The organism is Jatrophihabitans sp. (assembly GCF_036000465.1).
Lineage (GTDB): Bacteria > Actinomycetota > Actinomycetes > Mycobacteriales > Jatrophihabitantaceae > Jatrophihabitans.
On sequence record NZ_DASYFV010000053.1, the window covers coordinates 1 to 24,343 of the forward strand.

Annotated in this window: 24 protein-coding genes; 4 read left to right on the top strand and 20 right to left on the bottom strand. The window is 72.8% G+C overall.

What is annotated here, in order from left to right:
* Positions 1 to 38: 38 nt before the first annotated feature.
* The 8 genes from acs to hisG form a co-directional block, all read right to left on the bottom strand.
* Positions 39 to 2,018, bottom strand: coding sequence for an acetate--CoA ligase (gene acs, locus VGN18_RS16430; RefSeq protein ID WP_327540791.1), 1,980 nt, complete (start codon positions 2,016 to 2,018; stop codon positions 39 to 41).
* 49 nt (positions 2,019 to 2,067) lie between these two features.
* Positions 2,068 to 2,700, bottom strand: coding sequence for an acetate uptake transporter (locus tag VGN18_RS16435; protein ID WP_327540792.1), 633 nt, complete (start codon positions 2,698 to 2,700; stop codon positions 2,068 to 2,070).
* 163 nt (positions 2,701 to 2,863) lie between these two features.
* Positions 2,864 to 4,627, bottom strand: a complete 1,764-nt coding sequence (locus VGN18_RS16440; protein WP_327540793.1) for a cation acetate symporter — start codon at positions 4,625 to 4,627, stop codon at positions 2,864 to 2,866.
* Positions 4,624 to 5,007: a hypothetical protein gene (locus VGN18_RS16445; RefSeq protein WP_327540794.1), complete on the bottom strand. Its 384-nt coding sequence runs from the start codon at positions 5,005 to 5,007 to the stop codon at positions 4,624 to 4,626. The genes VGN18_RS16440 and VGN18_RS16445 overlap by 4 nt, the downstream gene beginning before the upstream one ends.
* Positions 5,004 to 5,750, bottom strand: coding sequence for a LytTR family DNA-binding domain-containing protein (locus tag VGN18_RS16450; RefSeq protein WP_327540795.1), 747 nt, complete (start codon positions 5,748 to 5,750; stop codon positions 5,004 to 5,006). Before VGN18_RS16450 ends, VGN18_RS16445 begins: the two co-directional genes overlap by 4 nt.
* Before the next feature lie 57 nt (positions 5,751 to 5,807).
* The gene (locus VGN18_RS16455) at positions 5,808 to 6,986 is read right to left on the bottom strand and encodes a sensor histidine kinase (RefSeq protein ID WP_414655064.1); all 1,179 of its coding nucleotides are present in this window, start codon (positions 6,984 to 6,986) and stop codon (positions 5,808 to 5,810) included.
* 16 nt (positions 6,987 to 7,002) lie between these two features.
* Positions 7,003 to 7,464, bottom strand: a complete 462-nt coding sequence (locus VGN18_RS16460) for a PH domain-containing protein (protein WP_327540797.1) — start codon at positions 7,462 to 7,464, stop codon at positions 7,003 to 7,005.
* Positions 7,452 to 8,297 carry an ATP phosphoribosyltransferase gene (gene hisG, locus VGN18_RS16465; protein WP_327540798.1) on the bottom strand — a complete coding sequence of 282 codons (846 nt, stop codon included), beginning with the start codon at positions 8,295 to 8,297 and terminating at the stop codon, positions 7,452 to 7,454. The genes VGN18_RS16460 and hisG overlap by 13 nt, the downstream gene beginning before the upstream one ends.
* 222 nt (positions 8,298 to 8,519) lie before the next feature.
* Between hisG and VGN18_RS16470 the strand changes: the two genes are divergently transcribed.
* Genes VGN18_RS16470 through VGN18_RS16480 form a run of 3 tightly spaced genes read left to right on the top strand, consistent with a single transcriptional unit; the run spans position 8,520 to position 11,165 of the window.
* Entirely contained in the window at positions 8,520 to 9,116 is a 597-nt protein-coding gene (locus VGN18_RS16470; protein ID WP_327540799.1) for a hypothetical protein, read from the top strand.
* A 10-nt stretch (positions 9,117 to 9,126) separates the two neighbouring features.
* Positions 9,127 to 9,714: a hypothetical protein gene (locus VGN18_RS16475; RefSeq protein ID WP_327540800.1), complete on the top strand. Its 588-nt coding sequence runs from the start codon at positions 9,127 to 9,129 to the stop codon at positions 9,712 to 9,714.
* Positions 9,711 to 11,165 (top strand): sensor histidine kinase, encoded by a 1,455-nt coding sequence (locus VGN18_RS16480; protein WP_327540801.1) that lies wholly within the window; start codon positions 9,711 to 9,713, stop codon positions 11,163 to 11,165. The genes VGN18_RS16475 and VGN18_RS16480 overlap by 4 nt, the downstream gene beginning before the upstream one ends.
* On the opposite strand, the gene VGN18_RS16485 is transcribed toward VGN18_RS16480, so the two are convergent.
* The 11 genes from VGN18_RS16485 to def all read right to left on the bottom strand — a co-directional run bounded on the left by VGN18_RS16485 (position 11,162) and on the right by def (position 20,083).
* The gene (locus VGN18_RS16485; RefSeq protein ID WP_349259948.1) at positions 11,162 to 11,425 is read right to left on the bottom strand and encodes a phosphoribosyl-ATP diphosphatase; all 264 of its coding nucleotides are present in this window, start codon (positions 11,423 to 11,425) and stop codon (positions 11,162 to 11,164) included. The genes VGN18_RS16480 and VGN18_RS16485 overlap by 4 nt on opposite strands.
* A gap of 23 nt (positions 11,426 to 11,448) precedes the next feature.
* Positions 11,449 to 12,444 carry an adenylate/guanylate cyclase domain-containing protein gene (locus VGN18_RS16490; protein WP_327540803.1) on the bottom strand — a complete coding sequence of 332 codons (996 nt, stop codon included), beginning with the start codon at positions 12,442 to 12,444 and terminating at the stop codon, positions 11,449 to 11,451.
* A complete protein-coding gene (locus VGN18_RS16495; RefSeq protein WP_327540804.1) occupies positions 12,445 to 12,888 on the bottom strand; it encodes a universal stress protein in 444 nt (147 codons plus the stop codon).
* Positions 12,889 to 12,929: 41 nt separating this feature from the next.
* Entirely contained in the window at positions 12,930 to 13,403 is a 474-nt protein-coding gene (gene ribH, locus VGN18_RS16500) for a 6,7-dimethyl-8-ribityllumazine synthase (protein WP_327540805.1), read from the bottom strand.
* A gap of 64 nt (positions 13,404 to 13,467) precedes the next feature.
* Complete coding sequence (locus VGN18_RS16505) at positions 13,468 to 14,703, bottom strand: bifunctional 3,4-dihydroxy-2-butanone-4-phosphate synthase/GTP cyclohydrolase II (RefSeq protein WP_327540806.1); 1,236 nt, start codon at positions 14,701 to 14,703, stop codon at positions 13,468 to 13,470.
* On the bottom strand, positions 14,700 to 15,335 hold the full coding sequence (locus VGN18_RS16510; RefSeq protein ID WP_349259951.1) for a riboflavin synthase: 636 nt from the start codon (positions 15,333 to 15,335) through the stop codon (positions 14,700 to 14,702). Before VGN18_RS16510 ends, VGN18_RS16505 begins: the two co-directional genes overlap by 4 nt.
* A gap of 14 nt (positions 15,336 to 15,349) precedes the next feature.
* Positions 15,350 to 16,459, bottom strand: coding sequence for a bifunctional diaminohydroxyphosphoribosylaminopyrimidine deaminase/5-amino-6-(5-phosphoribosylamino)uracil reductase RibD (gene ribD / locus VGN18_RS16515; RefSeq protein ID WP_327540808.1), 1,110 nt, complete (start codon positions 16,457 to 16,459; stop codon positions 15,350 to 15,352).
* Positions 16,452 to 17,108 carry a ribulose-phosphate 3-epimerase gene (gene rpe / locus VGN18_RS16520; RefSeq protein ID WP_349259952.1) on the bottom strand — a complete coding sequence of 219 codons (657 nt, stop codon included), beginning with the start codon at positions 17,106 to 17,108 and terminating at the stop codon, positions 16,452 to 16,454. The genes ribD and rpe overlap by 8 nt, the downstream gene beginning before the upstream one ends.
* Positions 17,109 to 17,163: 55 nt before the next feature.
* Positions 17,164 to 18,609 carry an RsmB/NOP family class I SAM-dependent RNA methyltransferase gene (locus tag VGN18_RS16525; protein WP_327540810.1) on the bottom strand — a complete coding sequence of 482 codons (1,446 nt, stop codon included), beginning with the start codon at positions 18,607 to 18,609 and terminating at the stop codon, positions 17,164 to 17,166.
* Entirely contained in the window at positions 18,602 to 19,528 is a 927-nt protein-coding gene (gene fmt, locus VGN18_RS16530; RefSeq protein WP_327540811.1) for a methionyl-tRNA formyltransferase, read from the bottom strand. The genes VGN18_RS16525 and fmt overlap by 8 nt, the downstream gene beginning before the upstream one ends.
* A 3-nt stretch (positions 19,529 to 19,531) precedes the next feature.
* Positions 19,532 to 20,083: a peptide deformylase gene (gene def / locus VGN18_RS16535; protein ID WP_327540812.1), complete on the bottom strand. Its 552-nt coding sequence runs from the start codon at positions 20,081 to 20,083 to the stop codon at positions 19,532 to 19,534.
* A gap of 92 nt (positions 20,084 to 20,175) precedes the next feature.
* Between def and VGN18_RS16540 the strand changes: the two genes are divergently transcribed.
* Positions 20,176 to 21,993, top strand: a complete 1,818-nt coding sequence (locus VGN18_RS16540; RefSeq protein WP_414655063.1) for an MFS transporter — start codon at positions 20,176 to 20,178, stop codon at positions 21,991 to 21,993.
* Between the two features lie 299 nt (positions 21,994 to 22,292).
* On the opposite strand, the gene VGN18_RS16545 is transcribed toward VGN18_RS16540, so the two are convergent.
* A complete protein-coding gene (locus VGN18_RS16545) occupies positions 22,293 to 24,188 on the bottom strand; it encodes a primosomal protein N' (RefSeq protein ID WP_349259953.1) in 1,896 nt (631 codons plus the stop codon).
* Positions 24,189 to 24,343 lie beyond the last annotated feature (155 nt).

Below are 24,343 nucleotides of genomic sequence, written 5' to 3' on the forward strand. Positions count from 1 at the left end.
ACCTGAATCTGCGGCCGCACTGAACGCATGCCCGGCCGTCAGTCCTCGGACTTCGCGGTGCCCAGGCCCGAGGCGATCAGGTCCATGACGGTTGAATCCGCCAGCGTGGTGACATCGCCGATGCTGCGGTGCTCGGCCACGTCCCGCAGCAGCCGTCGCATGATCTTGCCCGACCGGGTCTTGGGCAGTTCGGCGACGACCAGGATCTGACGTGGCTTGGCGATCGCGCCGATCTCCCTCGCGACGTGGTTGCGCAGCTGCGCGACGATCTCGTCGCCGCCGGACGGGTCATCGCCGGCAGGCGCCGCGTCGCCGCGCAGGATCACGAACGCGACGATGCCCTGTCCGGTGGTGGGATCCGTTGCGCCGACCACGGCCGCCTCGGCGACGGAAGGGTGCGATACCAGAGCTGATTCGACCTCGGTCGTCGAGATCCGATGGCCCGAGACGTTCATGACGTCGTCGACCCGGCCCAGCAACCACAGGTCGCCGTCGGAGTCCTTCTTCGCGCCGTCGCCTGCGAAGTAGTAGCCCTGGTCCGCGAAGCGGGACCAGTACGTCTCGGCGAACCGCTCGGGGTCGCCGTAGATGCCGCGCGTCATCGCCGGCCATGGCTCGGTCAGCACCAGCAGCCCGCCGCCGCCGTTCGGCACCGGGTTGCCGTCGTTGTCGACGACCTCGGCGCCGATGCCGGGCAGCGCCTTGGTGGCCGAGCCCGGCTTGGTCTCGGTGACGCCCGGCAGCGGGCTGATCATGATCGCCCCGGTCTCGGTCTGCCACCAGGTGTCGACGACCGGGGTGCGGTCGCCGCCGATGTTGCGGCGGTACCAGACCCAGGCCTCGGGGTTGATCGGCTCCCCGACCGAGCCGAGCAGTCGCAGCGAGCTCAGGTCGTGCGCCGCGGGGATGTCCTCGCCCCACTTCATGAACGTGCGGATCGTCGTCGGCGCGGTGTACAGGATCGTGATCTTGTACTTCTCGATCATCTCGAACCAGCGGTGCTCGTTCGGGGTGTTCGGCGTGCCCTCGTACATGAACGACGTGGCCCGATTGGCGAGCGGGCCGTAGACGATGTAGCTGTGCCCGGTGATCCAGCCGATGTCGGCCCCGCACCAGTAGAGGTCCTCGTCGGGCTTGAGGTCGAACACCGCGTGGTGCGTGTACGCCACCTGGGTCAGGTAGCCGCCCGACGTGTGCAGGATGCCCTTCGGCTTGCCCGTGGTGCCCGAGGTGTACATGACGAACAGCGGGTGCTCGGCGTCGAACATCTCCGGCGCGTGCTCCGGGGACGCCGTGGCCACCGCCTCGTGCCACCACACGTCGCGAGCGTCGTCCCACGCGATCTCGTGCCCGGTGCGCTTGACGACCAGCACCTTGCGGACATCGGGGCACTTCTGCAGCGCCTCGTCGACCACCGGCTTCAGGCCCGACGGCGCCCCGCGGCGGTAACCGCCATCGGCGGTGATCACCACGTGCGCGTCGCAGTCGATGATGCGATCCGACAACGCCGAGGCGGAGAAGCCGCCGAACACCACCGTGTGCGGGGCACCCAGCCGCGCGCAGGCCAGCATCGCGACCACCGTCTCCGGGATCATCGGCATGTAGATCGCGACCCGGTCGCCCGAGCGCACCCCGAGGTCGATCAGCGTGTTCGCGGCGCGGCACACCTCGTCCTTCAACTCGGCGTAGGTGATCCGGCGGGTCTCCCCCGGCTCACCCTCCCAGTGGATCGCCACCTGCTCGCCGTGCCCGTCCTCGACATGACGGTCGACGCAGTTCTGCGCGACGTTGAGCTTCCCGCCGACGAACCACTTCGCGAACGGCGCGCCCGACCAGTCCAGCACGTCGGACCACTTCTCGGCCCAGTGCAACCGCTCGGCCGCACTCGCCCAGAACGCCAACCGGTCGGAGTCGGCGTCGCCGTAGGCCTCGGCCCCGACGTTGGCCGAGGCGGTGAACTCGGGGGGCGGGGAGAAGCGGCGGTCTTCGTGGGACAGGTTCGAGAGAGTCTCGCTCATGCGACCAACCTATTTCCGTAGGGCCCGGACGGGAAGCAAAACCATCCGATCAGCGAGGCAGGACGGGGAAGACCGGCCGCTTGAACGTCGAGTTCGCCACACCCGCGAGCGATGCGTACCAGGCGAGCGCGGCGGTCGCCAGCCCGAGCCAGCCACCGACCTTGATGATGCCCTCCGAACCACCGAAGTTGCCGATGGTGAGGAACAGGAAGGTCGCCGACAGGACCACGAACACGCTCAGCACCGCGATCGAGGTGCGCAGCGCCGCGATCGTCATGTAGATGGTGAAGATCGTCCACACGAGCAGGAACGTACCGACGGCGTGGTTGATGTCGGTCGCCGTCGCCTTCGCGGCGATGAAGGCAGGGACGCCCTTCGTGATGAGGTACCAGAACGACAGCCAGAACGCGCCGTAGGAAGTGAAGGCGACCGCCCCGAAGGTGTTGCCCTTGGCGAACTCCCACATGCCGGCGAGCACCTGCGCGATGCCGCCGTAGAAGAAGGCCAGGCCGAGCACGCCGGCCTCGACGGTGGCCGGGAGCAGCCGGGCGTTGACCACGGACAGGAAGAACGTGGTGGCAGCGAACCCGGCCAGGCCGAGCGGGCCGGGATCGGCGATCGAGGCAAGTCCGCCCGCAGCGGCCGGGGTCGGGCGCGGTGTGCTCTGCATGTCCTGGGCCATCTCGGTTCCTTTCGGTCGGAGGGGGTCGACCGCCTCGCATCGGCGGGCGTGCCCAGAACCGTGCCAGTGACGCCGGTCACGGGTGAAGGGTGCGCGGTCCCGATGCGCCCGACACAACTGATCGTTCGACGTGTGGTCGCCGGCCGCCCGGCGAGCGGTCGGTTCAGCCGGTCGAGCGGTCGGCCGCGCGCAACTCGTCGGCGAGGAACTCCGGCCCGTGCAGGCGGACCATGACCCGGGCGGTGTCGGGCGGGATGCCGCGCCGGGTCGCGAGGGAGACCGCGATCATGACGCCGAACGAGATCGGCACGGCCCACGCGCCGGGTTGCGCGAGCAGGGCCGCCCACCACCCCCCGGCCGGATCGCCGATCACCGTCACGAGCACGGCCGCCGTGGCCAGGACGCCACCGGTCACCAGGCCGGCGACCGTGCCCGCCACGGTCAGGCGCGTCCACCAGATCCCGAGCACCAGGAGCGGGCAGAAGGTCGCGGCCGCGACGGCGAACGCCAACCCGACCATGGCGGCGAGGCCCACCTGGCCACCCGGCAGGCTCAACAGGTACGGCACCGCGATCGCCGCAACCGCCGCGACGCGGAAGGTACGGATGCGCCGGGCCCGTCCGTCGCCGAACGGCCGGGCGACCCGGCGACGCAGAACGTCCTGGGTGAGGACGCCGGCGACCGACACCGTCAGGCCGGACGCCGTGGACAGGAACGCGGCGAACGCCCCGGCGGTCACGAGCGCGCCGAGCCACACCCCGGGTGCGCCACCGAGCATGCGCTCGGGAAGGGCGAGCACCGTGGCGTCGGTGTTGCCGGTGACGAGCAGGTCGGGAACGTAGGCGCGCCCCAGCGCACCGAAGATCGTCGGCACGAGGTAGAACGCGGACAGCAGCACCAGCACGTTCAGCGTGGTGCGGCGGGCGTCCCGGCCGTCCGAGTTCGTGTAGAAGCGCACGAGGACGTGCGGCAGTCCCATCGTGCCGAGGCAGATCGCGAGGATCAGCGAGAGGCTGGCGTAGAGCGGGTGGGCGGTGCCGGAGCCGAGCGGGCGCAGCCACGAGTCGCTGCGCTGGCTGGGCAGCCCGGAACGCACCGGGACCGCATCTCCGGGCCGGAGCGTGAGCCGGGAGTGCGCGCCCAGGCGGTGCTCACCGCGGAGCAGCCGCACCGGGCCGTCGGCCGCGCGGCCGTCGACGCTCCCGCGCACGTCGAGCACCTCCTCGCGCGGAACCCGTACGGTGATCGCGGCACCGACGTCGACCGTGGTGGTGTGCCGGACGCTGGGCAGGCCGGCCCCGACGCCGTCGTGGCGGTGTTGCCAGACCCCGACGAGCACGAGCGCCGGCAGCAGCAGCGCGATGAACTTGAGCCAGAACTGCAACGCCTGGGCGAACGTGATCGAGCGCATGCCGCCCACGGCCACCGCCGCGATCACGACCAGCGCGACCAGCAGGCCACCTACCCATCCGGGTGCGCCGGTCTGGGTGCGCAGGGTGAGCGCGGCGCCCTGCAGTTGGGGCACCAGGTAGAGCCATCCGATCAGCACGACCAGGATGCTGGCGACGCGGCGCACCACGGGCGACCCCAGCCGGATCTGCGCGAAGTCGGGCAGCGTGTACGCGCCGCTGCGTCGCAGCGGTGCCGCGACGAGGGCGAGCAGGACGAGATAGCCGGCGGTGTAGCAGACGGGGTACCAGAGCATGTCGAACCCGTACGCGAGCACGAGCCCGGCCACGCCGAGGTAGGAGGCCGCGGAGAGGTACTCGCCGCCGATCGCCGCGGCGTTCCACCGCGGTGACACCGACCGGGCGGCGACGTAGAAGTCGCTCGTCGTCCGGGCCCGGCGCAGGCCGAGCGAGCCGGCCACCAGCGTCGCACCGACAACCAGCGTGACCGCGACGACGCTGGCCGGTCCGTGCGTCACCGGCGGCGCACGAGCGCGGCGAAGGCCCGCTCGTTGCGCTCGGCCGTGCGGACGGCGTACCAGCCCAGACCGATCAGGACCGGATACACCAGCGCGCCGAGCACGAGCCACGGCAACGGGATGCCGAGCAGGCGGATGCGGTCCAACCCGGGCGCGAGGGCGCCGGCGAGGGCCGTACCGACCAGGAGCGCCGCGACCACGACGCAGACCGTGAGCGCCAGGCGAGCCTGGCTGCGCACCAGCGAGGACATGTACACCGCACCCAGCTCGGTCTGCTCGTCGATCTCGCGCGTGGGTGCACGCAGTGGCGCTCGGCGCGGCGCGACGGTGCGCGGGTGCGTGACGCGCACCCGTTGCGGGGGCGACCCGTCCCCGCTCATGCGCGCACCAGCCGATCGCGCAGTTCGCGGGCGTGCCGGCGGCTGACCGCGAGCTCGACGGCGCCCACGCGCACCGAGTAGCGGCCGTCCGTCACGTGCACCTCGTCGATGTGGGCGAGGGCCACCAGCGTGGAGCGGTGGATACGCACGAAGCCGATGTCGGCCCAACGCTCCTCGAGTTCGGCGAGTGTGCTGCGCAGCAGGTGGCTCTCGCCCGCGGTGTGCAACCGGGCGTAGTCGCCGTGCGCCTCGACGAAGCGGATCTGCGACCGGCGCACGAAGCGGATGACACCAGCCAGCTCGACCGGGATCGTCTCGTCGTCGTCGGGAGGACCGTCGCCGCTGCCGGAGGTGATCACGCGCCGCACGGCCTCGGCGAGCCGGTCGGCCCGCACCGGCTTCATCACGTAGTCGACCGCCTGCAGTTCGAAGGCGTCGACCGCCCGATCGTCGTACGCCGTCACGAACACCACCTGCGGCCGCTCGGCGAAGCGGCTGAGCACCCGCGCCAGCTCGACCCCGTCCAGGCCGGGCATCTTGATGTCGCAGAAGACCACGTCGACGGCGGACTCCGCGAGCACCCGGAGCGCCTGGCCGGAACTGGCCGCAGTGTGTACCTCGGCCACCCGCGGGTCGTCGCGCAGGAGGAACGCGAGTTCCTCGCGCGCCGGGGTCTCGTCGTCGACGACGAGCACGCGCACCACGGTGCCCGGCTGGTCGACGCGGTCTCCGTTGACCCCCATGCCGGGCAACCTACCCCGCGTCGGATCGCGCAGCGATCATCCGGCGCCGCCCGGAGGTCAGCCGGACGTCGGACTGGCGTGCACGCCCGGCGCGAACTTCGGGACGCGGAAGCTCACCTTCGTTCCGGCGCGAGGAGCGGTGTCGACGACGAGGCCGAAGCTGTCGCCGTACACCTGGCGCAGGCGGGCGTCGACGTTGCCGAGGCCCACCGAGTCCCCCGCGCCGCCGCGCTCGAGCGCCGCGCGGACGACCTCGGGGTCGGCGCCGGCCCCGTCGTCCTCGATCGAGATGAGCGCGTCCGGGCCGTCGTCGACCGCGACGATGGACACCTGAACCGGGTCGGCGTGGCCCTCGAGCCCGTGCCGTACGGCGTTCTCGACGAGAGGCTGGACGACGAGGAAGGGCACCGCGATCGGCAGCACCTCGGGAGCTACCCGCAGCGACACCCGCAGCCGCTCGCCGAAGCGCGCCTGCTCGAGCACGAGGTACCGCTCGGTGTTGCGCAGTTCGTCGGAGAGCGTGGCGTACTCACCCCCGCGGCGCAGCGCGTAGCGGGTGAAGTCGGCGAACTCGAGCAGCAACTCCCGGGCCCGATCCGGGTCGGTCCGGGTGAAGGACGCGACCGCGGTCAGCGAGTTGTAGATGAAGTGCGGGCTTATCTGGGCCCGCAGCGCGCGGAGCTCGACCTCGATGAGCCGACTTCGCTGGGCGTCGGCGCTGGCGAGCTCGATCTGCCCGGACACCCAGCGTGCGACCTCCTCGACCGCGCGCACAAGCATGGCCGACGTGCCGCGGGCGTAGGCCACGAGCGCACCCACGACCGCGTCCCCGTCGACCACCGGGCTCGCCACCGCCACCCGCACCTCGCAGTCCGGCCGCCCGCACGACACCTCACGCGGAGGCAGAACCACCGTCAGGCCGGTGTCGAGCACGCCGCGCGCGTGCTCGATCGCGAGTTCGGCATGGTGATGGGCGTCGCCGTCGGTGGCCAGGGTGCGGGTGCGGTCGGTCAGCGCGACCCCGATCGTGCCGAGCAGCGCGCGCAGGTGGCGCACCGCCCGATCGGCGCCCTGTGTGCTCAGTCCCTCGCGCAGGCTCGGCGCGGCGAGACTCGCCGTGTGCAGGGCGTCGAAGGTCGCCTGGTCGGCGGAGGTGCCGAGATCGCGCCGGCGGGCGAAGGTGACGACGGCGAGCGGGACGCCGAGCGCCACCAGCAGGAGCACCAGGGCGGCCACGGCCGGCACGAGCGAACTAACCGACGACCGGATGGGTGGCCGCGAACAGTGCCCGCAGGCCGCGCATCGCCTCGACCGCCTTCTCGCGGTCCATGCGCTGCACGGCGTAGATCGCGAGGCTCTCCTCGGCCGGCAGCCGCAGCCGGGCGAAGCGCACCGACGACGGGAACTCGACGGCGACGACGGCCTCCCACGGGATCGTGCGCCAGTTGCCCACGTAGCCGCGCAGGTGGACCCCGGTGAGGTCGGCCCGCAGCCGGGGTCGGGCCGGCAGGCGCAGGCCGCCCGCGACGACCAGGCCGATGACGATGGTGAACAGCTGGTCCTTCTGACCGAAGTAGGCGCCGGCGTTCTCGCGCTTCATCAGCAGGGCCACGACGACGAAGACGCAGACGGCGACGATCGCGCTCGCGTTCGCGATGTACCCGGTGCGGATCGGCCGGGCCGTCACCGGCTGGGGGGACGTCACAGCCGGCACGCCGTGATCGCGGTGACCAGGATGCCGCGCGCGCCGAGCTGCCAGAGCTCGTCCATCACCGCGTTGGTGTCGCGACGCTTGACCATCGAGCGCACCGCGCACCAGCCCCGCTCGTGCAGCGGCGACACGGTCGGCGATTCGATGCCCGGCGTGACGGCCACGGCCTGCTCGACCAGGGCGTCGGGGATGTCGTAGTCCATGAGCACGTACTGCCGGGCGATGATCACGCCCTGCAGCCGGCGCACGAGCTGCTCGACGGCCGCCGACTGATCCATGCCCTGACGCTGGATGAGCACGGCCTGGCTGGTGAGCAGCGGGTCGCCGAAGATGGCCAGCCCGGCGTTGCGCAGCGTGGTGCCGGTCGAGACGACGTCGGCGATGGCGTCGGCGACGCCGAGCCGCACCGAGGTCTCGACCGCCCCGTCGAGGCGGATGACTTCGGCGCTGACACCGTGCTCGGACAGGTAGGACGTCACCACGCCGGGATACGCCGTCGCGATGCGCTTGCCGGCCAGGTCGGCGACCGATTCGGCCGTGCCGGGCATGGCGGCGAAGCGGAACGTCGAACCGGCGAAGCCGAGCGGCAGGATCGACTCGGCCTTGGCACCGGAGTCGAGCAACAGGTCCTCGCCGGTGATGCCGACGTCGAGCTGGCCCGAGCCCACGTACACCGCGATGTCGCGCGGGCGGAGGAAGAAGAACTCGGTGTCGTTGTCGGCGTCGAGCAGGACGAGTTCGCGGCTGTCACTGCGCTGCCGGTACCCGGCCTCGACGAGCATCTGGCTTGCCGGATCGGACAGGGAGCCCTTGTTGGGTACGGCGATACGGAGCATGACCACCCGTCGGGTGCGGAGTTCGGTACGGACGTCTGTTCACGGTAAACCAGCGCACCTGGCCGTTACTGGGCGGTGGTCCGCGAAGGGGCACCGCGCACACCCGGGCCGGGCGCGGGGCGCGGCGGCAAAGCGACATTCGTGGGGTACCGGTCCGAAACACCCGGCGGTGTGTGGTCCGTGCTAGACAAGGCCCCGTCGTCGTGACCACACTCGGCCATCATGACCTGGGTACTGCACGGTCTGCACGCCGGTGTGATCGTCGCGGGGTTCGTCGCCGTGCTCCTGCTCCTGCGCGGCTCGCTCACCGATTCGCACCGGGTCGCCGACCTGCGCGCGACCGCCGCGGCGGGCCGGCTCGTCGAGGAGGCCGAGCGGCGCGCGTCGCGGCTGCTGCACCCCCGCCCACCCCGCCCCGAGACCGCGCTCGTCGTCGTGTCCTTCGCCGGGCTGGCCGCTGCCACCGTGCACGCGATCGTCGGGCCCGGGCACTTCAGCGAGGGTCTGCGCTTCGGCCTGTTCTTCGCCGCACTCACCGTCGTGCAGGTCGCGTCCTCGGTGCAGGTGCTGCGCCGCCCGGGGCGCCCGCTCGTGGTCGCGATCGCGCTGCTCGACGCCGGGGTCGTGCTCGTGTGGCTCGCGACGCGGACGGTGGGCCTGCCGTTCGGGCTGGCCGAGGTCGAGGCGGTCGGGCCGCTCGACGTCATCGCCACCGCGGCCGAACTGGTGGCGCTGGCGGCGGCGGCCCGCTGGCTGCTCGCCCACCGCGAACCACACCCGATCCGGATCGTGCTGCGGTCCGCCGACCTCGGCCGCTGAGGAGCTCACAGTGTGGTGGCGGATCGGACTCAGCGCGAACGGGGTGCTGGCCGTCGCCTACCTGATGATCGCCTGGGCGATCGTCAAGCCGCTTGTCCAACATCGTCAGCTGCGGTCGAACCCGTTGGGGGCGGCGACGGCGGCGATCTTCCTCACCTGCGCCGTGCACCACGGCGGGCACGTCGTGCACATGTTGCTCCCGCTCGTCGGCATCGAGTCGCCCCAGGGATACGCGATGCGGGCGGCCTACGACTGGGAGGCGGCGATCTGGGACATCGTCGGCGCCCTGGTCGGCATCTACTACTGGACGCTGCGCCGCACCTACGGGCCGCTGATGCGCGGCGCGCAGCTGTTCGAGGACATGCGGCAGCGCGAGCAGGAGGCGCTCGAGCTCAACGACGGGGTGCTGCAGGGGCTCGTGGTGGCCAAGATGGCCCTCGACCTCGACCAGCCGGAGAAGGCCCGCTCCGCGCTCGAGGCATCCATCGAGGTCGCGAGCCGGATGATCAGCGACCTGCTCGGCCCGGCCTCGGCCCGGGAGTCCGGTGACCTCCTGCGCACCCGCGCCGCCGCCGTCAGCAAGGAACCTCCGACGTGACGGCCGCGCCCGAATCCGCACCGATCACCCTCGTGGTCGTCGACGACACCCCCGACGTGCGCCTGCTGCTGAAGCTCGCCTTCGGCCAGTACGACGACTTCGAGGTGGTCGGCGAGGCCGGTGACGGCCGCGCCGGTGTCGAGCTCGTGACCCGGCTCCAGCCGGACGCCGTGCTGCTCGACCTTGCGATGCCGGTGATGGACGGGCTCGAGGCGCTGCCGCTCATGCGGGCGGCGGCACCGCACGCTCGCATCGTCGTGCTGTCGGGGTTCGAGAGCAGCCAGATGGCGACGACCGCGCTCGGGGCCGGAGCGTCCGCCTACATCCAGAAAGGCGCGGCACCGGACGAGATCGTGGCCCAGGTCGCGCGCTCGGTCGGGGTCACGCCCAAGCCCCGCAGGCGGAAGCTCGCCTCGGTGCCGAGCGACCCGGGGGTCGCCCAGGTGCTCGACTACGCGATCGTCACCCTCACCCCCGAAGGAAACATCGCGTCGTGGAATGCCGGCGCAGAACGGCTGAAGGGATACACGTCCGACGAGGCGATCGGGCAGCACTTCGCCATGCTCTACACCGAGGCCGACCGCGCCAACGACGTGCCGGCGCACGTCCTGAGAGTGGCCGGCGCGGACGGGCGCTTCGAGCAGGACGGCTGGCGGATGCGCAAGGACGGCACGACGTTCTGGGCCAACGTCGTCGTCACGGCCTTGCACGACCCGGCCGGGCGGCTGACCGGGTACACGAAGGTCACCCGCGACCACACCGAAGAGCACCGGCTCCAGCAGGCCCAGGCGTCCTCGTTCGCGGCCGTCTCGCACGACCTGCGCGCGCCGATCGGGCTCATCAAGGCCTATGCCGCGCTGCTGCCCAACGTCAGCCCCGCGGAGCGGGTCGAGTTCGCCGACCGCATCGAGTCGATCGCCGATCGCGTGCGGCAGATGGTGGAGGGCCTGTTCGACTACGCCAAGCTCCGCGCGGGCGGCATGCCCATCAACCGCGAGCCGGTGCGCCTGTCGGAACTCGCGACCGAATGCGTGCGCGATCACGCGCTCCACTTCGGCGAGCACGAGATCCTGGTCGAGGACTCGCCGGCGGTCGCTCTCGCCGACCGGGCGGCGATGCAGACGGTGTTGGAGAACCTGATCAGCAACGCGGCGAAGTACTCCCCCGCCGACACCTGCATCACGATCACCTTCGCCATAGCCGGCGATCGCGTGCGCATGCGCGTGAGCGACCAGGGTCGCGGCATCGATCCGGCCGACCTGCCTACGATCTTCACCGAGTTCGTGCGCGGCCGGCTCGCGCAGAACGACGGCGGCACCGGGTTGGGACTCGCGAGCGTGCGCCAGTTGCTGACGCTGCAGAGCGGTCAGGTCTGGTTGGACAGCGAACTCGGCCGCGGCACGACCGTCACCGTGGAGCTGCCCCGCGCGCCGACCCCGACCGTGATCTAGAGGTAGCGGTACACGTCGTCGAGGTCGATGCCCTTGCCCAGCATGATGACCTGGACGCGGTAGAGCAGCTGGCTGATCTCCTCGGCGGTGCGATCGGCCGATTCGTGCTCGGCCGCCATCCACACCTCGGCCGCCTCCTCGACGACCTTCTTGCCCTGCTCGTGGACGCCGGCGTCGAGCGCGAGAACGGTGCCCGATCCGTCCGGGCGCTCGCGCTGCCGGTCGCTGAGCTCGGCGAAGAGCTGGTCGAAGGTCTTCATGGTGACCGCGAGCCTACCGACCGTCATGCACGGCGCAGCCGCCAGGACTTGAGATGGCTGTACCCGCGCACCGAGGCCGGTCGCAGCGTGCGCAACGAGTACCGCGCGTCGCCGTCGAGCCGCCCGGCCAGACCCTCGTCGATGAGCACCGACCCGGTGCGGGCGAGGGAGGTCAGCCGGCTCGCGATGTTCACCGTCTGCCCGAAGACGTCGCCGAGCCGGGTGACGACCGGACCGTAGGCGACCCCGGCCCGGAACGGCGGCAGGGAGGCGTCGGCCTCGGCCGCCTCGAGCAGGGCGAGCGCGATCTCGGCGGCCTCCCCGGGGCTGTGCGCGATGAACAGCACCTCGTCGCCGATCGTCTTCACGACCTGGCCCCGGTGGGCGCCGACCACCTCGGTGGCCACGGACTCGAAGCGGCCGAGCACGTCGCGCAGCTCGGCCTCGGAGGAGCGCCGGGTGAACGCGGTGAACTCGGCCATGTCGGCGAAGCCCACGGCCATGGCCGTTTGACTGCCCGGCTCGGTCGTGGCGTTGGCGACGATGCGGGCGAAGTAGGCCGCGAGCTGACGACTCCACACGTAGCTGTGCAGATCGGTCACGACCGGCTTGAGCCGATCCATGAGGTCCAGCGCCGGCTGCCCGTCCGGATCGGCGAGCAGCTCGGGCGACTTGGCGATGATCTCGGTGACGAGCTGGCCCTGCCACGACGCGAGGCGGGCGAAGGTCTGCCCGAGGATGCGCGTCATCGACTGCATCAGCTCGTCGTCGATGTCGCCGACGCGTCGCAGTTCCTCCACGTTGCGCAGCGCGACGACGTCGGCCTCGGTGAACACGCGCTGGCCGTCCTCGACGGTTGCGAAGCCGAGCGCCCGCCACAGGGCCCGGGCCTCGTCGAGCGAGATGCCGGCCTGCTCCGCGACCTCGGCGCTCGTGTAGACGGCGTCGCCGCCGAGCAGGTTGGCCCGGACGGCCTCGACGAGGCGGGGCAGGTCGGCGCCGGGCGCGTCGTCGGCCATCTAGCTGGTGTGCACGATCAGGACGTCGGTACCGGAGTGCCGCGCGATGTCGAGCGGCACCGAGCCGAGGATCCGGCCGGCGAGCGTGTTCAGCCCGACGTTGCCGACCACGAGCAGGTCGGCCTTCTTGTTCTTGGCGACGTTGCGCAGCACGTCCACGGGACGGCCCTGCACCGAGAGGGTCTCGATCGACGATGCCCCGGCCCGCACCGCGCGATCGCGGGCGCGGCTCACGGTGTCGTCGGCCGGCGCCGACCCGACGACCTGGTAGGCCTCGTCGCCGAGGGCGTCCTGGGCCGCGGTGTCGGCCTTGCCCGGCGCGTAGGCGCAGACGATCACGAGCGTCGCCCCGGCGTCGGCGGCGAGTGCCGCGGCGCGGTCCACGGCGCGGAACGATGTGTCGGAGCCGTCGGTACCTACGAGAACGGTCTGATAAGCAGCCATGCCTCGACCATAGCTGCGACCGGGGTGGCTCCGCGCCGGTGTCAGCGTGACCAGGCGGACAACGTGACGGCCGTCGCCACCGCGGCGGTGGCGGCCTCGTGCCCTTTGTCCTCGGACGATCCCGGCAACCCGCTGCGAGCGATCGCCTGCTCGTCGTTGTCGCAGGTGAGAACCCCGAATCCGACCGGGATGCCGGTGCGCTCGGAGACGAGGGTGAGGCCGGTGGTGGCCGCCTCGCAGACGTAGTCGAAGTGGGGGGTGCCGCCGCGGATCACGACGCCGAGGGTGACGATGGCGTCGAAGCCGGCGGTCGCGAGCCGCGCGGCCGCCACGGTCAGCTCGAAGACCCCCGGCACGCGCAGCTCGGTGACATCGGTGACGCCGGCGTCGGCCAGGCCGCGACGCGCGCCGTCGAGCAGACCATCCATCACGGTCTGGTGCCACTGGCTCGCGATGATCGCCACCTTGAGGCCCGCAGCGTCCACCTCGAGCTTCGGCGCCCCTTCGCCACTCATCGGCCTACGCTCGCTGCGGCCGCCGAAGGACTTCTGTGCCCATGGTTCGCTCCGCATGCGTCGCTCATGCTTTTTCCTGCCCGTCGCTGAAGTCGAGCTCGTGGCCCATCCGGTCGCGCTTGGTCTGCAGGTAGCGCAGGTTCTCGGGGTTGGCGTGGACGGGCAGCGGCTCGCGGCCGGTGACGCGCAGGCCGTAGCCCTCGAGGCCGGCCCGCTTGGCCGGGTTGTTGGTCAGCAGGCGCATCGAGTGGATGCCGAGGTCGACCAGGATCTGGGCGCCGGTGCCGTAGTCGCGGGCGTCGGCGGGCAGGCCGAGCTCGAGGTTGGCGTCGAGGGTGTCGGCGCCGGCGTCCTGCAGCTGGTAGGCCTGCAGCTTGTGCAGCAGGCCGATGCCGCGGCCCTCGTGACCGCGCACGTAGAGCACGACCCCGCGCCCCTCTCGGGCGATGGCGGCGAGGGCGGCGTCGAGCTGGGGTCCGCAGTCGCAGCGCAGCGAGCCGAAGACGTCGCCGGTCAGGCACTCGGAGTGCACCCGCACCAGCACGTCCTCGCCGTCGCCGATGTCGCCGAAGACGAACGCGACGTGCTCGCGCTGGTCGTAGCTCGACGAGTAGCCGACCGCGGTGTACTCGCCGTAGCGCAGCGGCACCCGGGCCGACGCCACCCGCTCGACGAGCTTCTCGAAGCGGCGGCGGTAGGCGATGAGGTCGGCGATCGAGATGAGCGCGAGATCGTGCTCGTCGGCGAAGACGCGCAGCTCGTCGGCGCGGGCCATGCCGGCCGGGTCCTTCTCGCTCACGACCTCGCACAGCACGCCGGCCGGGTGGAGCCCGGCGAGCACGGCGAGGTCGACGGCCGCCTCGGTGTGGCCCGGGCGGCGCAGCACCCCGCCGTCCTTGGCCCGCAGCGGCACGACGTGCCCGGGGCGGGCGAAGTCGGCGGCGTTGGAGTCGGGGTCGGCGAGCAGCCGGATGGTGTGCGCGCGGTCGCTGGCCGAGATGCCGGTCGACACACCCTCGCGGGCGTCGACGGTGACGGTGTACGCGGTGCCCCGGCGGTCCTGGTTGGTGTGGAACATCGGCGGCAGGTCGAGCCGGTCGGCGTCGTGCTCGGTGACCGGGACGCAGATGTAGCCCGAGGTGTAGCGCACCATGAAGGCCACCAGCTCGGGGGTCGCGAGCTCGGCGGCGAAGATGAGGTCGCCCTCGTTCTCGCGGTCCTCGTCGTCGATGACGACGACCGCCTTGCCCGACTTGACGTCGGCGATGGCGCGTTCGACGGAATCCAGCCGCAGGGTCACGGTGTCTCGCTCGTTTCCAGGAGTCGGGCCACGTACTTCGCGAGTACGTCCACCTCCAGATTGACAGGGTCGCCCGGCAACTTCTCGCCCAGGGTCGTGGCCCGGAGCGTCTCGGGGATCAGGCCGACCTCGAACCAGTCCGGTCCGACGTCGCTCACGGTCAGGGACACGCCGTCGACGGCGATGGAGCCCTTCTCGGCGACGAAGCGGGCGAGGTCGACGGGCACGGCGAAGCGCACCGTCTCCCACTCCCCCGTCGGCGTGCGGGAGACGACCACCCCGGTGCCGTCGACGTGACCCTGGACGACGTGCCCGTCGAGCCGGGAGTCGGCCCGGGTGGCGCGTTCGAGGTTCACCGCGTCACCGGCGGCGAGGTTGCCGATGACCGAGCGCTTGAGCGTCTCGCCCATGACGTCGAAGTCGATGACGAGCGTTCCGAACGAGGCGATCGCGACGGTCTCGCCGAGTGGCTCGGAACCCACGACCGTGAGGCAGACGCCGTTCACCGCGATGGACGCGCCGTGGCGCAGGTCGTCGACGATGCGCGAGGCGCGGATGCGCAGCACGGCCGAGTCGCCGCGGTGCTCGATGCCGACGACCTGGCCGACCTCTTCGATGATCCCGGTGAACACGGTTCTGCCTCTCGTCACTCGTCGTCGTCGGTCACGACGTGGATCGCCGCGACCATCGGCTGCACCGTCTCGGAGTCGGCCCACCGCGGGCGGGCCACCACCTTCACGTCGTCGCCGAGCCGCGTGACCGACTCGACGTCCAACGTCGCGGCGTCGGCCAGTGTTCCGATGCCGGCGTCGCCGAGGGCCACCGGCCCGGCACCGAGCAGCATCGGGGCGATGTAGGCGATGACCTCGTCGACGCAGCGGGATTCGACGAACGCCCCGGCCAGGGTCGGGCCGCCCTCGAGCAGCACGTGGCGCACGCCGCGGTCGAACAGCGCCTTCAGCGCGAACTGCGGGGCGGCGGTGTCGAGCACGACGGTCTCGGCCGCGCCGTCGAGCACCCGGGCGCCGGGCGGGACGCGGTGCCGCCGGTCGAGCACCACCCGCAGCGGCTGGTGCTCGGCCAGCATCTCGCCGGCCCGGACGGTGAGGTGCGGGTCGTCGGCCAGCACGGTGCCGCTGCCGACCACGATCGCGTCGACGTCACCGCGCAGGCCGTGGACGTCGGCCCGCGAGGCCACCGACGAGATCCAGCGTGAGGTGAAGTCGGCCGCGGCAACCCGGCCGTCGAGCGTCGCGGCGTACTTCCAGGTGACGAACGGGCGGCCCGAGCGGATGGCGTGCAGCCACGGTCGCAGCACCCCGCTGGCGGCCGCGTGCTCCTCGACGTTCGAGACCACCTCGATGCCGGCGTCGCGCAACTGGTCGGCCCCGCCGGCGGCGTCGGGGTTGGGGTCGTCGATCGCGTAGACGACGCGGGTGATGCCCGCGGCGATGAGCGCGTCGGTGCAGGGCCCGGTGCGGCCGGTGTGCGCGCACGGTTCGAGGGTGACCACCGCGACCCCACCGCGCGCGGCCTCGCCGGCCTGGGCGAGAGCGGTGATCTCGGCGTGCGGGCCGCCGGCCGGGGAGGTCGCGCCCTCGCCCACCAGCTGCTCGGTGGTGTCGAGGATGACGGCACCGACGGACGGGTTGGGGCTCGTGCGACCTCGGACCATCTCGGCCAGGGCCAGCGCGCGGTGCATCGCGGCGTGCTCGGCGTCGGACGCCGGGGCGACGGGCTGCTCGGCGTCAGACATTCATCGATCCGCGGGCCTGCGCGCGCAGGGCCTCGACGGCCTTCCCGGGATCGTCGGCGCCGAAGACAGCCGACCCGGCGACGAACACGTCGGCCCCGGCCTCGGCCGCGGCCTCGATGGTGTCGGAGGCGATGCCGCCGTCGACCTCGATGAACAGCCGCAGATGCCCGGCCCGGACGTGCTCGCGGGCGAGGCGCACCTTGGGCAGCACCTCGGCCATGAACTCCTGGCCGCCGAACCCGGGCTCGACGGTCATCACGAGCAGCGTGTCGAACTCGCGCAGCACCTCGAGGTAGGGCTCGAGCGGCGTGCCCGGCTTCACCGACAACCCGGCGAGCGCGCCTGCCTTGCGGATCGCCCGCGCCGTCTGCACCGCGTCGTTCGCGGCCTCGATGTGGAAGGTCACGTTGGCCGCACCGGCCTCGGCGTAGCCCGGCGCCCACCGGTCGGGGTCGTCGATCATGAGATGGCAGTCGAGCGGCAGGGCGGTGGCTGCGTGCAGGCTCTTCACGACCGGCAGGCCGAGGGTCAGGTTGGGCACGAAGTGGGCGTCCATGACGTCGACGTGCAGCCAGTCGGCGGTGTCCACGGAGTCGGCGGCCTCGGCCAGTCGCGCGAAGTCGGCGGACAGGATGCTGGGCGCGATCATGGGCTCGGGCGAGCCGGAGGACGTCACCCGGCGAGTCTACGGACGTGGGCGGGGGTCAGACCCGCCGGATCAGGGCGAGGAACATCGCATCGGTGCCGTGCCGGTGGGGCCACATCTGCACGGTCGGGCCGGGGCCCCAGAGGTCGGGCGCCGCATCGCCGGGCTGCGGCAGCACGGCCCGGGCGTCGAGCAGTTGGTGACCGGCGACGATCTCGGTGGTCTCGGCCGGGTGCGGCGAGCAGGTGACGTAGGCGACAACCCCGCCCGGGCGGGTGAGCCGCAGGGCCGCGGCGAGCAGCTCGCGCTGCAGGGCGGCGAGGTCGGCGACGTCGTCGGCCCGGCGGCGCCAGCGGGCCTCGGGCCGGCGACGGAGCGCGCCGAGCCCGGTGCAGGGCGCGTCGACGAGCACGCGGTCGAAGCCGCCCTCGGGCCGCGGGAACTCGCGGGCGTCGCCGACGCGGACGTCGACCCCCCACTGATCGGTGACGCGGCGCACGAGCTCGGCCCGATGCTCGCGCCGCTCGTTCGCGGTCAGCACGGCGCCGCGCTCGGCTGCGAGGGCGGCGAGCAGCGCGGCCTTGCCGCCGGGACCGGCACAGAGGTCGAGCCAGCGCTCGTCACGACCCTCGAGGGGTGCGGCGGCCAGGGCGAGCGCGCACACCTGGCTGCCCTCGTCCTGCACGCCGGCGTGGCGGTCGCGCACGGCGGGCAGGACCCCCGGGTCGCCGCCGGCCATGCGCACGGCGAACGGCGAGTACGGGCCGGGTCGACCGTCGGTCGTGCTGGCGAGCAGGTCCTCGCGGGTCACCTTGCCGGGCCAGGCCACGAGGTGGGTGAGGGGGCGCTCGTCATCGGCGAGCAGGGCGCGCCGGGTCTCGTCCAGCGGGCCGTCGAGGTCGTCGTGCAGCGCGGCCGCGAAGGCCTCGACGATCCACTCCGGGTGGGCGGTGCGCTGCGCCAGAGCGGACACCGGATCGAGGCCCTCGGTCAGCTCGTCCAGCCACTCGTCCCAGGAACGGACGACGATGCGGCGCAGGACGGCGTTGACGAATCCGCTCGCCCGCCCCAGCCCGGTCGCGTGGGCGAGGTCGACCGTGGTCGCCACGGCCGCGTGTTGCGGCACCCGCGTGCGCAGCGCCTGGTAGGTGCCGAGGCGGAGCAGGTCGAGGACCTCGGGCTGCACCTCGTCGAGGTCGCGGTCGACGCAGCGGGCGATGACGCTGTCGAGGGTGCCGCGGGCCCGCAGCGTCCCGTACGCGAGCTCGGTGGCCAGGCCGGCATCGCGCGGTCCGAGGCCGCGGTGCCGGATGAGTCCGGGCAGCACCAGGTTGGCGTAGGCGTCGTTCTCGTCGACCTCGCGCAGCAGGTCGAAGGCCACGGCCCGGGCCGGATCGGCCGGCGCCCGCTTGACCGGAGCCCGCTTCGCGCCCGGTCCCGCCGGACCGCTGGGACGCCGGCCCGGGCGACGGCCCCGCCCGGACGGCGGTCGCCGCTCAGCCAAGCCGCTCGCCCGCCTCGATGCGGGCCCCGCGGGCCCAGTCGACCGCGGCCATCGGCCGCTTGCCCGGCGGCTGCACGATGACGAGCTGCACGTCGATGCTGCCGGTGCCGACCGAGACGCCGGCCTTGGTGACCTCGAGCTCGCCGGGGGCGAGCGCGTTGGCGCCGCGCAGCCCGACCGGCGAGATCTTCAGCCGCTCGCCGCGGAACGTCGTCCACGCGCCCGGCGCCGGGGTGCAGGCGCGGACGAGCCGCTCGACGTGGCGTCCGGGGCTCTCCCACGGCACCCGCGCGTCGTCGACGGTGATCTTGGGCGCGAGCGAGACGCCGTCACCGCTCTGCGGCACGGCCACGAGCGCGCCGTCGGCGATGCCGTCCATCGTCGCGACCATGAGGCCGGCGCCGCTGTGCGCGAGCCGCTCGAGCAGGTCGCCGGAGGTGTCGGTCGGCCGGATCGCCTCGGTGACGACGCCGTAGACCGGGCCGGTGTCGAGCCCGGCCTCGATGAGGAAGGTCGAGGCCCCCGTCACCTCGTCGCCGTGCAGCACCGCGTGCTGCACCGGGGCGGCGCCGCGCCAGGCCGGCAGCAGCGAGAAGTGCAGGTTCACCCAGCCGTGCCGGGGCACGTCGAGCGCGGCCGGCGGCAGCAGCGCCCCGTAGGCGACGACCGGGCAGCACTCGACGTCGAGCGCGGCCAGTTCGGCCAGGAACTCCGGCTCGGACGGTCGCTGCGGGGTGAGTACCGGCAGCCCGGCCGCCTCGGCCAGCGCGGCGACGGGCGAGGCGGTGGCCTTGCGCCCGCGACCCGCGCGCGCCGCCGGGCGGGTGATGACCGCGACGACGTCGTGGCGATCCGAGTCGAGCAGCGCCTGCAGGGTCGGCACGGCCGCCTCGGGCGTGCCGGCGAAGGCCAGCCTCATGCGTCAGAGCGCCAATCCGCGGGTCGGGTGCGGGCTGACCTTGACCGTCGGCGCCGGCCCGCCGGCCCAGTCGGCCTCACGGATCGCCTTCATCGCGGCCTTGCGGGTCTCGGTGTCGAGGCGGTCGACGAAGAGCACGCCGTCGAGGTGGTCGGTCTCGTGCTGAACGCAGCGGGCCAGGGTGGCGGTGCCCTCGATCGTGACCGGGTCGCCGTACATGTTCTGCCCGTGGGCGACGACGTGTTCCTTGCGGCGGCAGTCGAAGACCAGCCCCGGGATGGACAGGCAGCCCTCGGGGCCGTCCTGCTCCTCGTCGTCGGGGAAGTGCAGCACCGGGTTCACGAGATGGCCGACGCCCTCGCCGACCACGTGATAGGTGAACACCCGCAGCCCGACGCCGATCTGCGGCGCGGCGAGCCCCTGGCCCGGCGCGTCGAGCATGGTCTCGGCGAGGTCGGCGACGAGGGTGCGCAGTTCCTTGTCGAAGTCGGTCACGACCTCGGCGGCGGAGCGCAGCACCGGGTCCCCGAAGAGGCGGATGGGCTGGACGGTCACGGGAGGCGAGTCTAGGCGACGGACCGCTGTGCCCCACGTCCCAATGGAGCCGTCTCCCACCGCGTCCGATTATTAGTTAGCATGGCTAACGAATGAAAGGATCATCCGTGCCCCATACCGAAGCCCATGACCGGCGCGTGGCGCTCTCCGTCACGACCGTCGGCATCCTGGCCGCCACGCTCAACTCCTCCATCCTGCTGATCTCCCTGCCCGCCATCTTCAAGGGCCTCGGGCTGCAGCCCCTCGCCCCCGAGAACATCTCCTACCTGCTCTGGATGCTGATGGGCTTCCTGCTCGTCACCGCGGTGCTGGTCGTGACGTTCGGCCGCCTGGGCGACCAGTACGGGCGGGCCAAGCTGTTCAACCTGGGCTTCCTGATCTTCACGCTCGCCTCCGTCGGCTGCGCGCTCGTGCCGAACAGCGGCGGCGCCGGCGCGCTCGAGATCATCGTGCTGCGCGTGATCCAGGGCGTCGGCGGCGCGATGGTCATGGCCAACTCGACGGCCCTGATCACCGACGCGTTCCCGCCCGACCGTCGCGGCTTCGCCCTCGGTGTGAACCAGGTGTCGGCCCTCGCCGGGTCTTTCCTCGGCCTCATCATCGGCGGCGTGCTGTCCGAATGGGATTGGCGCGCGGTGTTCTGGGTCAGCGTCCCGATCGGCGTCTGGGGCACCTGGATGGGGTACCGCACCCTGCACGACAAGCCGCGCGACCCCGGCCGGAGGATCAGCATCGATTGGTGGGGCAACCTGACCTTCGGCGTCGGCCTGGTCGCCGTGCTCGTCGGCATCGTCTACGGGTTGCAGCCCTACGGGGGCCACACGATGGGCTGGTCCTCCCCCACGGTGCTCACCTGCCTGGTCGGCGGTGTGGTCCTGCTGGTCGCCTTCGGGGTCATCGAGACCAGGGTCGCCGACCCGATGATCGACATGCGGTTGTTCCGCATCCGGGCCTTCTCGGCCGGGCAGGCGGTCAACCTGCTGGCCTCGATGTCGCGCGGCGGGCTGCAGTTCATGCTGATCATCTGGCTGCAGGGCATCTGGCTGCCGCTGCACGGCTACAGCTTCGCCGACACCCCGCTGTGGGCCGGCATCTACATGCTGCCGCTCACCGTCGGCTTCCTCATCGCGGGTCCGGCCTCGGGCGCGGTGTCCGACCGGTTCGGCGCCCGCGCCTTCGCCACCGGAGGTCTGCTGCTCACGGCCGTCACCTTCGTCGGGCTGATCCTGCTGCCGGCCGACTTCAACTACGTCGAGTTCGCGCTGCTGCTCGCGTTCAACGGCATCGGCATGGGCCTGATGGCCGCGCCCAACTCGGCCGCGATCATGAACGCCGTGCCGGCCACGTCCCGCGGCGCCGCGTCCGGCATCCGCGCGACCGGCATGAACGCCGGCATGGTGCTGTCGATGGGCGGGTTCTTCACCCTGATGGCCGTCGGGCTGGCCAGCCGCCTGCCCCAGGCGCTCGCGGGCGGCCTCACCTCGGCCGGCGTCGATCCGGCCCAGGCCGCGGCGGCGTCGCACGTCTCACCGGTCGGTTCGCTGTTCGCGGCGTTCCTCGGTGACAACCCGATCAAGGATCTCGTGCCGAACGCGAAGGGCGCGGTCGCCGATCGGATCTACGACGGCCACTTCTTCCCGAACCTGATCTCCGATCCGTTCCGCCACGGCCTGCTGATCGCGTTCACCGCGTCGATCATCATGCTGCTCCTGGCCGCGGGCGCCTCCCTCATGCGCGGCGAGCGTTACGTGCACGACGATGCTGCGGACGATCGAGCGGCCGCCGCCGGGGAGCACCACCGCATCGCCGAGGCCCTCGCGGCCGAGGGCGACGCGCTGTCCGTGCCGGCCGGGCTCGAGGCGTCCGATCGCGACGAGGACGCGCTGTCCGGCGGTCGCGCGCGCCGCTGACGCCGGAGCGGGACGGCAGCGGGCGGTGAATCCGAAGGGTTCGCCGCCCGAGTCCGGTTCGTCCCCGGTACTAATCCCGATGTTTGATTGCCGTAACGCGCTCCGGCGTAGACACTGGACGCGATGACGGCGGGGGAACCGGTCGCCATCCCGGTATTGCGACCGGAACTCGACGGCGAGGAACGCCACCCTCCTCCGACGTCGGCCCTGGCTGGTCGCAAGACGGCACGAGCTCGCCCGGTACCTCGTACCGGGCGAGCTTCGTGCTCGGGGGCGCGATCGGGGTCGACGCGATCGGGTTACAGGGCCTCGAGCGGGTCGAGCGCGATGCGCACCGGCTCGGCCGAGCGGCGGGCCGAGCGACCGGCCGCCGCGGTCTTGAGCGCGTGCGCGAGCTCGGCGCCCTTGCCCCGCGGCACCCGCACGAGCATGCGTTCGGAATCGGCGTCGACCGGCACCGGCCCGACCACCTGCGCCCCGTCGGGCAGCACGGCGGCGCCCAGCAGCTCACCGACCGCGGTCGGCGTACCCGTGAGCCCGGCCATCCGGGTGGCCGGCGGCAGCCCGAGCTCGGCCCGCTCGGCGAGCTCGCGCGCGGCCGCGCCGGCGGGGTCCCAGCGCACGAGCGCCTGCACGGTCGGCAGACCGGAGTCGGCGCCCACCACGACCGGGCCGCGGGGGCGGACGAGCGCGGCCGCGTTCATCCAGCGCCGCAGGGTCTCCTCCGCCGCGCGCAGATCGGGACGCGACAGCAGCGCCCACCCGTCGAGCAGCAGCGCAGCGCCGTAGCCGCCCGGGCAGAGCGGCTCGGCGCCCGGCGTCGCGACGACGAGCGCGGCCTCGTCGCCCACCTCGGCCAGCACCCGGTCTCCCCCGGAGGTGCGCACCGGATGGCCCGGGAAGGCCCGACCGAGCTCCTCGGCGGTGCGTCCTGCGCCGACGACCACCGCCCGCATCCGGCGCCCGCCGCAGGTGGGGCAGCGCCACTCGCCGGCCGGTCGCCCGCACCAGCGGCAGGCCGGCACGGCCCGTTCGGACGGCGCGGCGAGCGGACCGGCGCACACCGAGCAGCGGGCCGGGGTGCGGTCCTGCACGCAGGCGAGCGAGGGCACGTAACCCCGCCGCGGCACCTGGACGAGGACGGGGTTGCCCGCGGCGAGGGCCTCGCGCACGGTGCGCCAGGCCAGGCTGGGCAGCCGGGCCGCCGCGGCCGCGGGATCGCGGGCGATCTCGATGTCGTCGGCCACCGGGCGGACGGACGGCGCCGACGCCCGCAGGGCCGTGCGCTCGGTGACGATCTCGTGGGCCCAGCCCGACTCGACCAGCAGCTGCGCCTCGGCGGTGCGGGCGTACCCGCCGACGAGCAGGGCGGCGCCGGTGAGCGACGAGCGCAGCACGAGCACGTCGCGCGCATGCGGGTAGGGCGCCCGCGGCTCGGCGTGCAGGTCGTCGCCCTCGTCCCAGACGGCGAGCAGGCCGAGGTCGGCGACCGGGGCGTAGGCCGCCCCGCGGGTGCCGATGGCGACCCGGATCTGCCCGCGCCGCACGGCGAGCCAGCGACGGTATCGCTCGGCCGGGCCGAGGTCGGCGGCCAGTGCGACGTGCCGTCCGGTGCCGAGGCTGACCCTCATGGCGGCATCGAGACGTTCGAGGTCGCGGCCGTCCGGCACGACGACGACGGCGCCGCGCCCGGCGTCGTGCACCACCCGCACCGCCTCGGCCAGCCGGGCCGCCCAGTCGTCCCCCGGCCGCGCCGACCAGACCGCCCGGGCCGCCTTGCCGTCGCCGACGGCGGTGAGGAATGCCGCGCCGGCCCGGTAGCCGGCGAACCCGCCGGGCGGCGGGACGGGCAGCTCGCCCGGCGGCTTCGGGGCCGACGACTCGGCGGCGGCGTGGCGGGACGGCACGCCGAGGCGCACGACGTCGACGTAGTTGCCGGCCCAGCGGTCGGCCACGGCGCGGAACAGCGTGGAGGTCTCGGCCGTGACGACCGGCTCGGTGCCGACGGCGCGCTCGACGAAGGCGAGGGTGCCCTCGTGCTCGCTCGCGTCGACCCGCTCGAGCACGTAGGCGTCGACGAGGCGGCCGGCGAACCGGACCCGCACCCGGCTGCCGGCCTGCACCTGCTCGTCGAGCGTCGTGGGCACGGCGTAGTCGAACGGCCGGTCGAGGTGGGGCAGCGGGACGTCGACCATGAGCCGCGCGACCGGCGCCACCGCCGCCGGCTCCCGGCCGGTCCTCTTGGTCGCTGCGCTCACCCGTGCATCTCTACCAGCCGTCCCCGACCGTTCCGGCCTCGGACAGCAGTCGGCCCCCGTCCGCACAGCGAACGGGGGCCGACGTGCGCTGC

Coding starts and splice junctions, on each gene's coding strand:
- VGN18_RS16545 (WP_349259953.1), bottom strand. CDS start 24,188: ATGGTCGACGTCCCGCTGCCCCACCTCGACCGGCCGTTCGACTACGCC.
- VGN18_RS16445 (WP_327540794.1), bottom strand. CDS start 5,007: ATGAGCGGGGACGGGTCGCCCCCGCAACGGGTGCGCGTCACGCACCCG.
- VGN18_RS16495 (WP_327540804.1), bottom strand. CDS start 12,888: ATGGCTGCTTATCAGACCGTTCTCGTAGGTACCGACGGCTCCGACACA.
- VGN18_RS16540 (WP_414655063.1), top strand. CDS start 20,176: ATGAAAGGATCATCCGTGCCCCATACCGAAGCCCATGACCGGCGCGTG.
- VGN18_RS16470 (WP_327540799.1), top strand. CDS start 8,520: ATGACCTGGGTACTGCACGGTCTGCACGCCGGTGTGATCGTCGCGGGG.
- acs (WP_327540791.1), bottom strand. CDS start 2,018: ATGAGCGAGACTCTCTCGAACCTGTCCCACGAAGACCGCCGCTTCTCC.
- VGN18_RS16450 (WP_327540795.1), bottom strand. CDS start 5,750: ATGGGGGTCAACGGAGACCGCGTCGACCAGCCGGGCACCGTGGTGCGC.
- VGN18_RS16485 (WP_349259948.1), bottom strand. CDS start 11,425: ATGAAGACCTTCGACCAGCTCTTCGCCGAGCTCAGCGACCGGCAGCGC.
- fmt (WP_327540811.1), bottom strand. CDS start 19,528: ATGAGGCTGGCCTTCGCCGGCACGCCCGAGGCGGCCGTGCCGACCCTG.
- hisG (WP_327540798.1), bottom strand. CDS start 8,297: ATGCTCCGTATCGCCGTACCCAACAAGGGCTCCCTGTCCGATCCGGCA.
- ribD (WP_327540808.1), bottom strand. CDS start 16,459: ATGTCTGACGCCGAGCAGCCCGTCGCCCCGGCGTCCGACGCCGAGCAC.
- ribH (WP_327540805.1), bottom strand. CDS start 13,403: ATGAGTGGCGAAGGGGCGCCGAAGCTCGAGGTGGACGCTGCGGGCCTC.
- VGN18_RS16490 (WP_327540803.1), bottom strand. CDS start 12,444: ATGGCCGACGACGCGCCCGGCGCCGACCTGCCCCGCCTCGTCGAGGCC.
- rpe (WP_349259952.1), bottom strand. CDS start 17,108: ATGATCGCGCCCAGCATCCTGTCCGCCGACTTCGCGCGACTGGCCGAG.
- VGN18_RS16435 (WP_327540792.1), bottom strand. CDS start 2,700: ATGGCCCAGGACATGCAGAGCACACCGCGCCCGACCCCGGCCGCTGCG.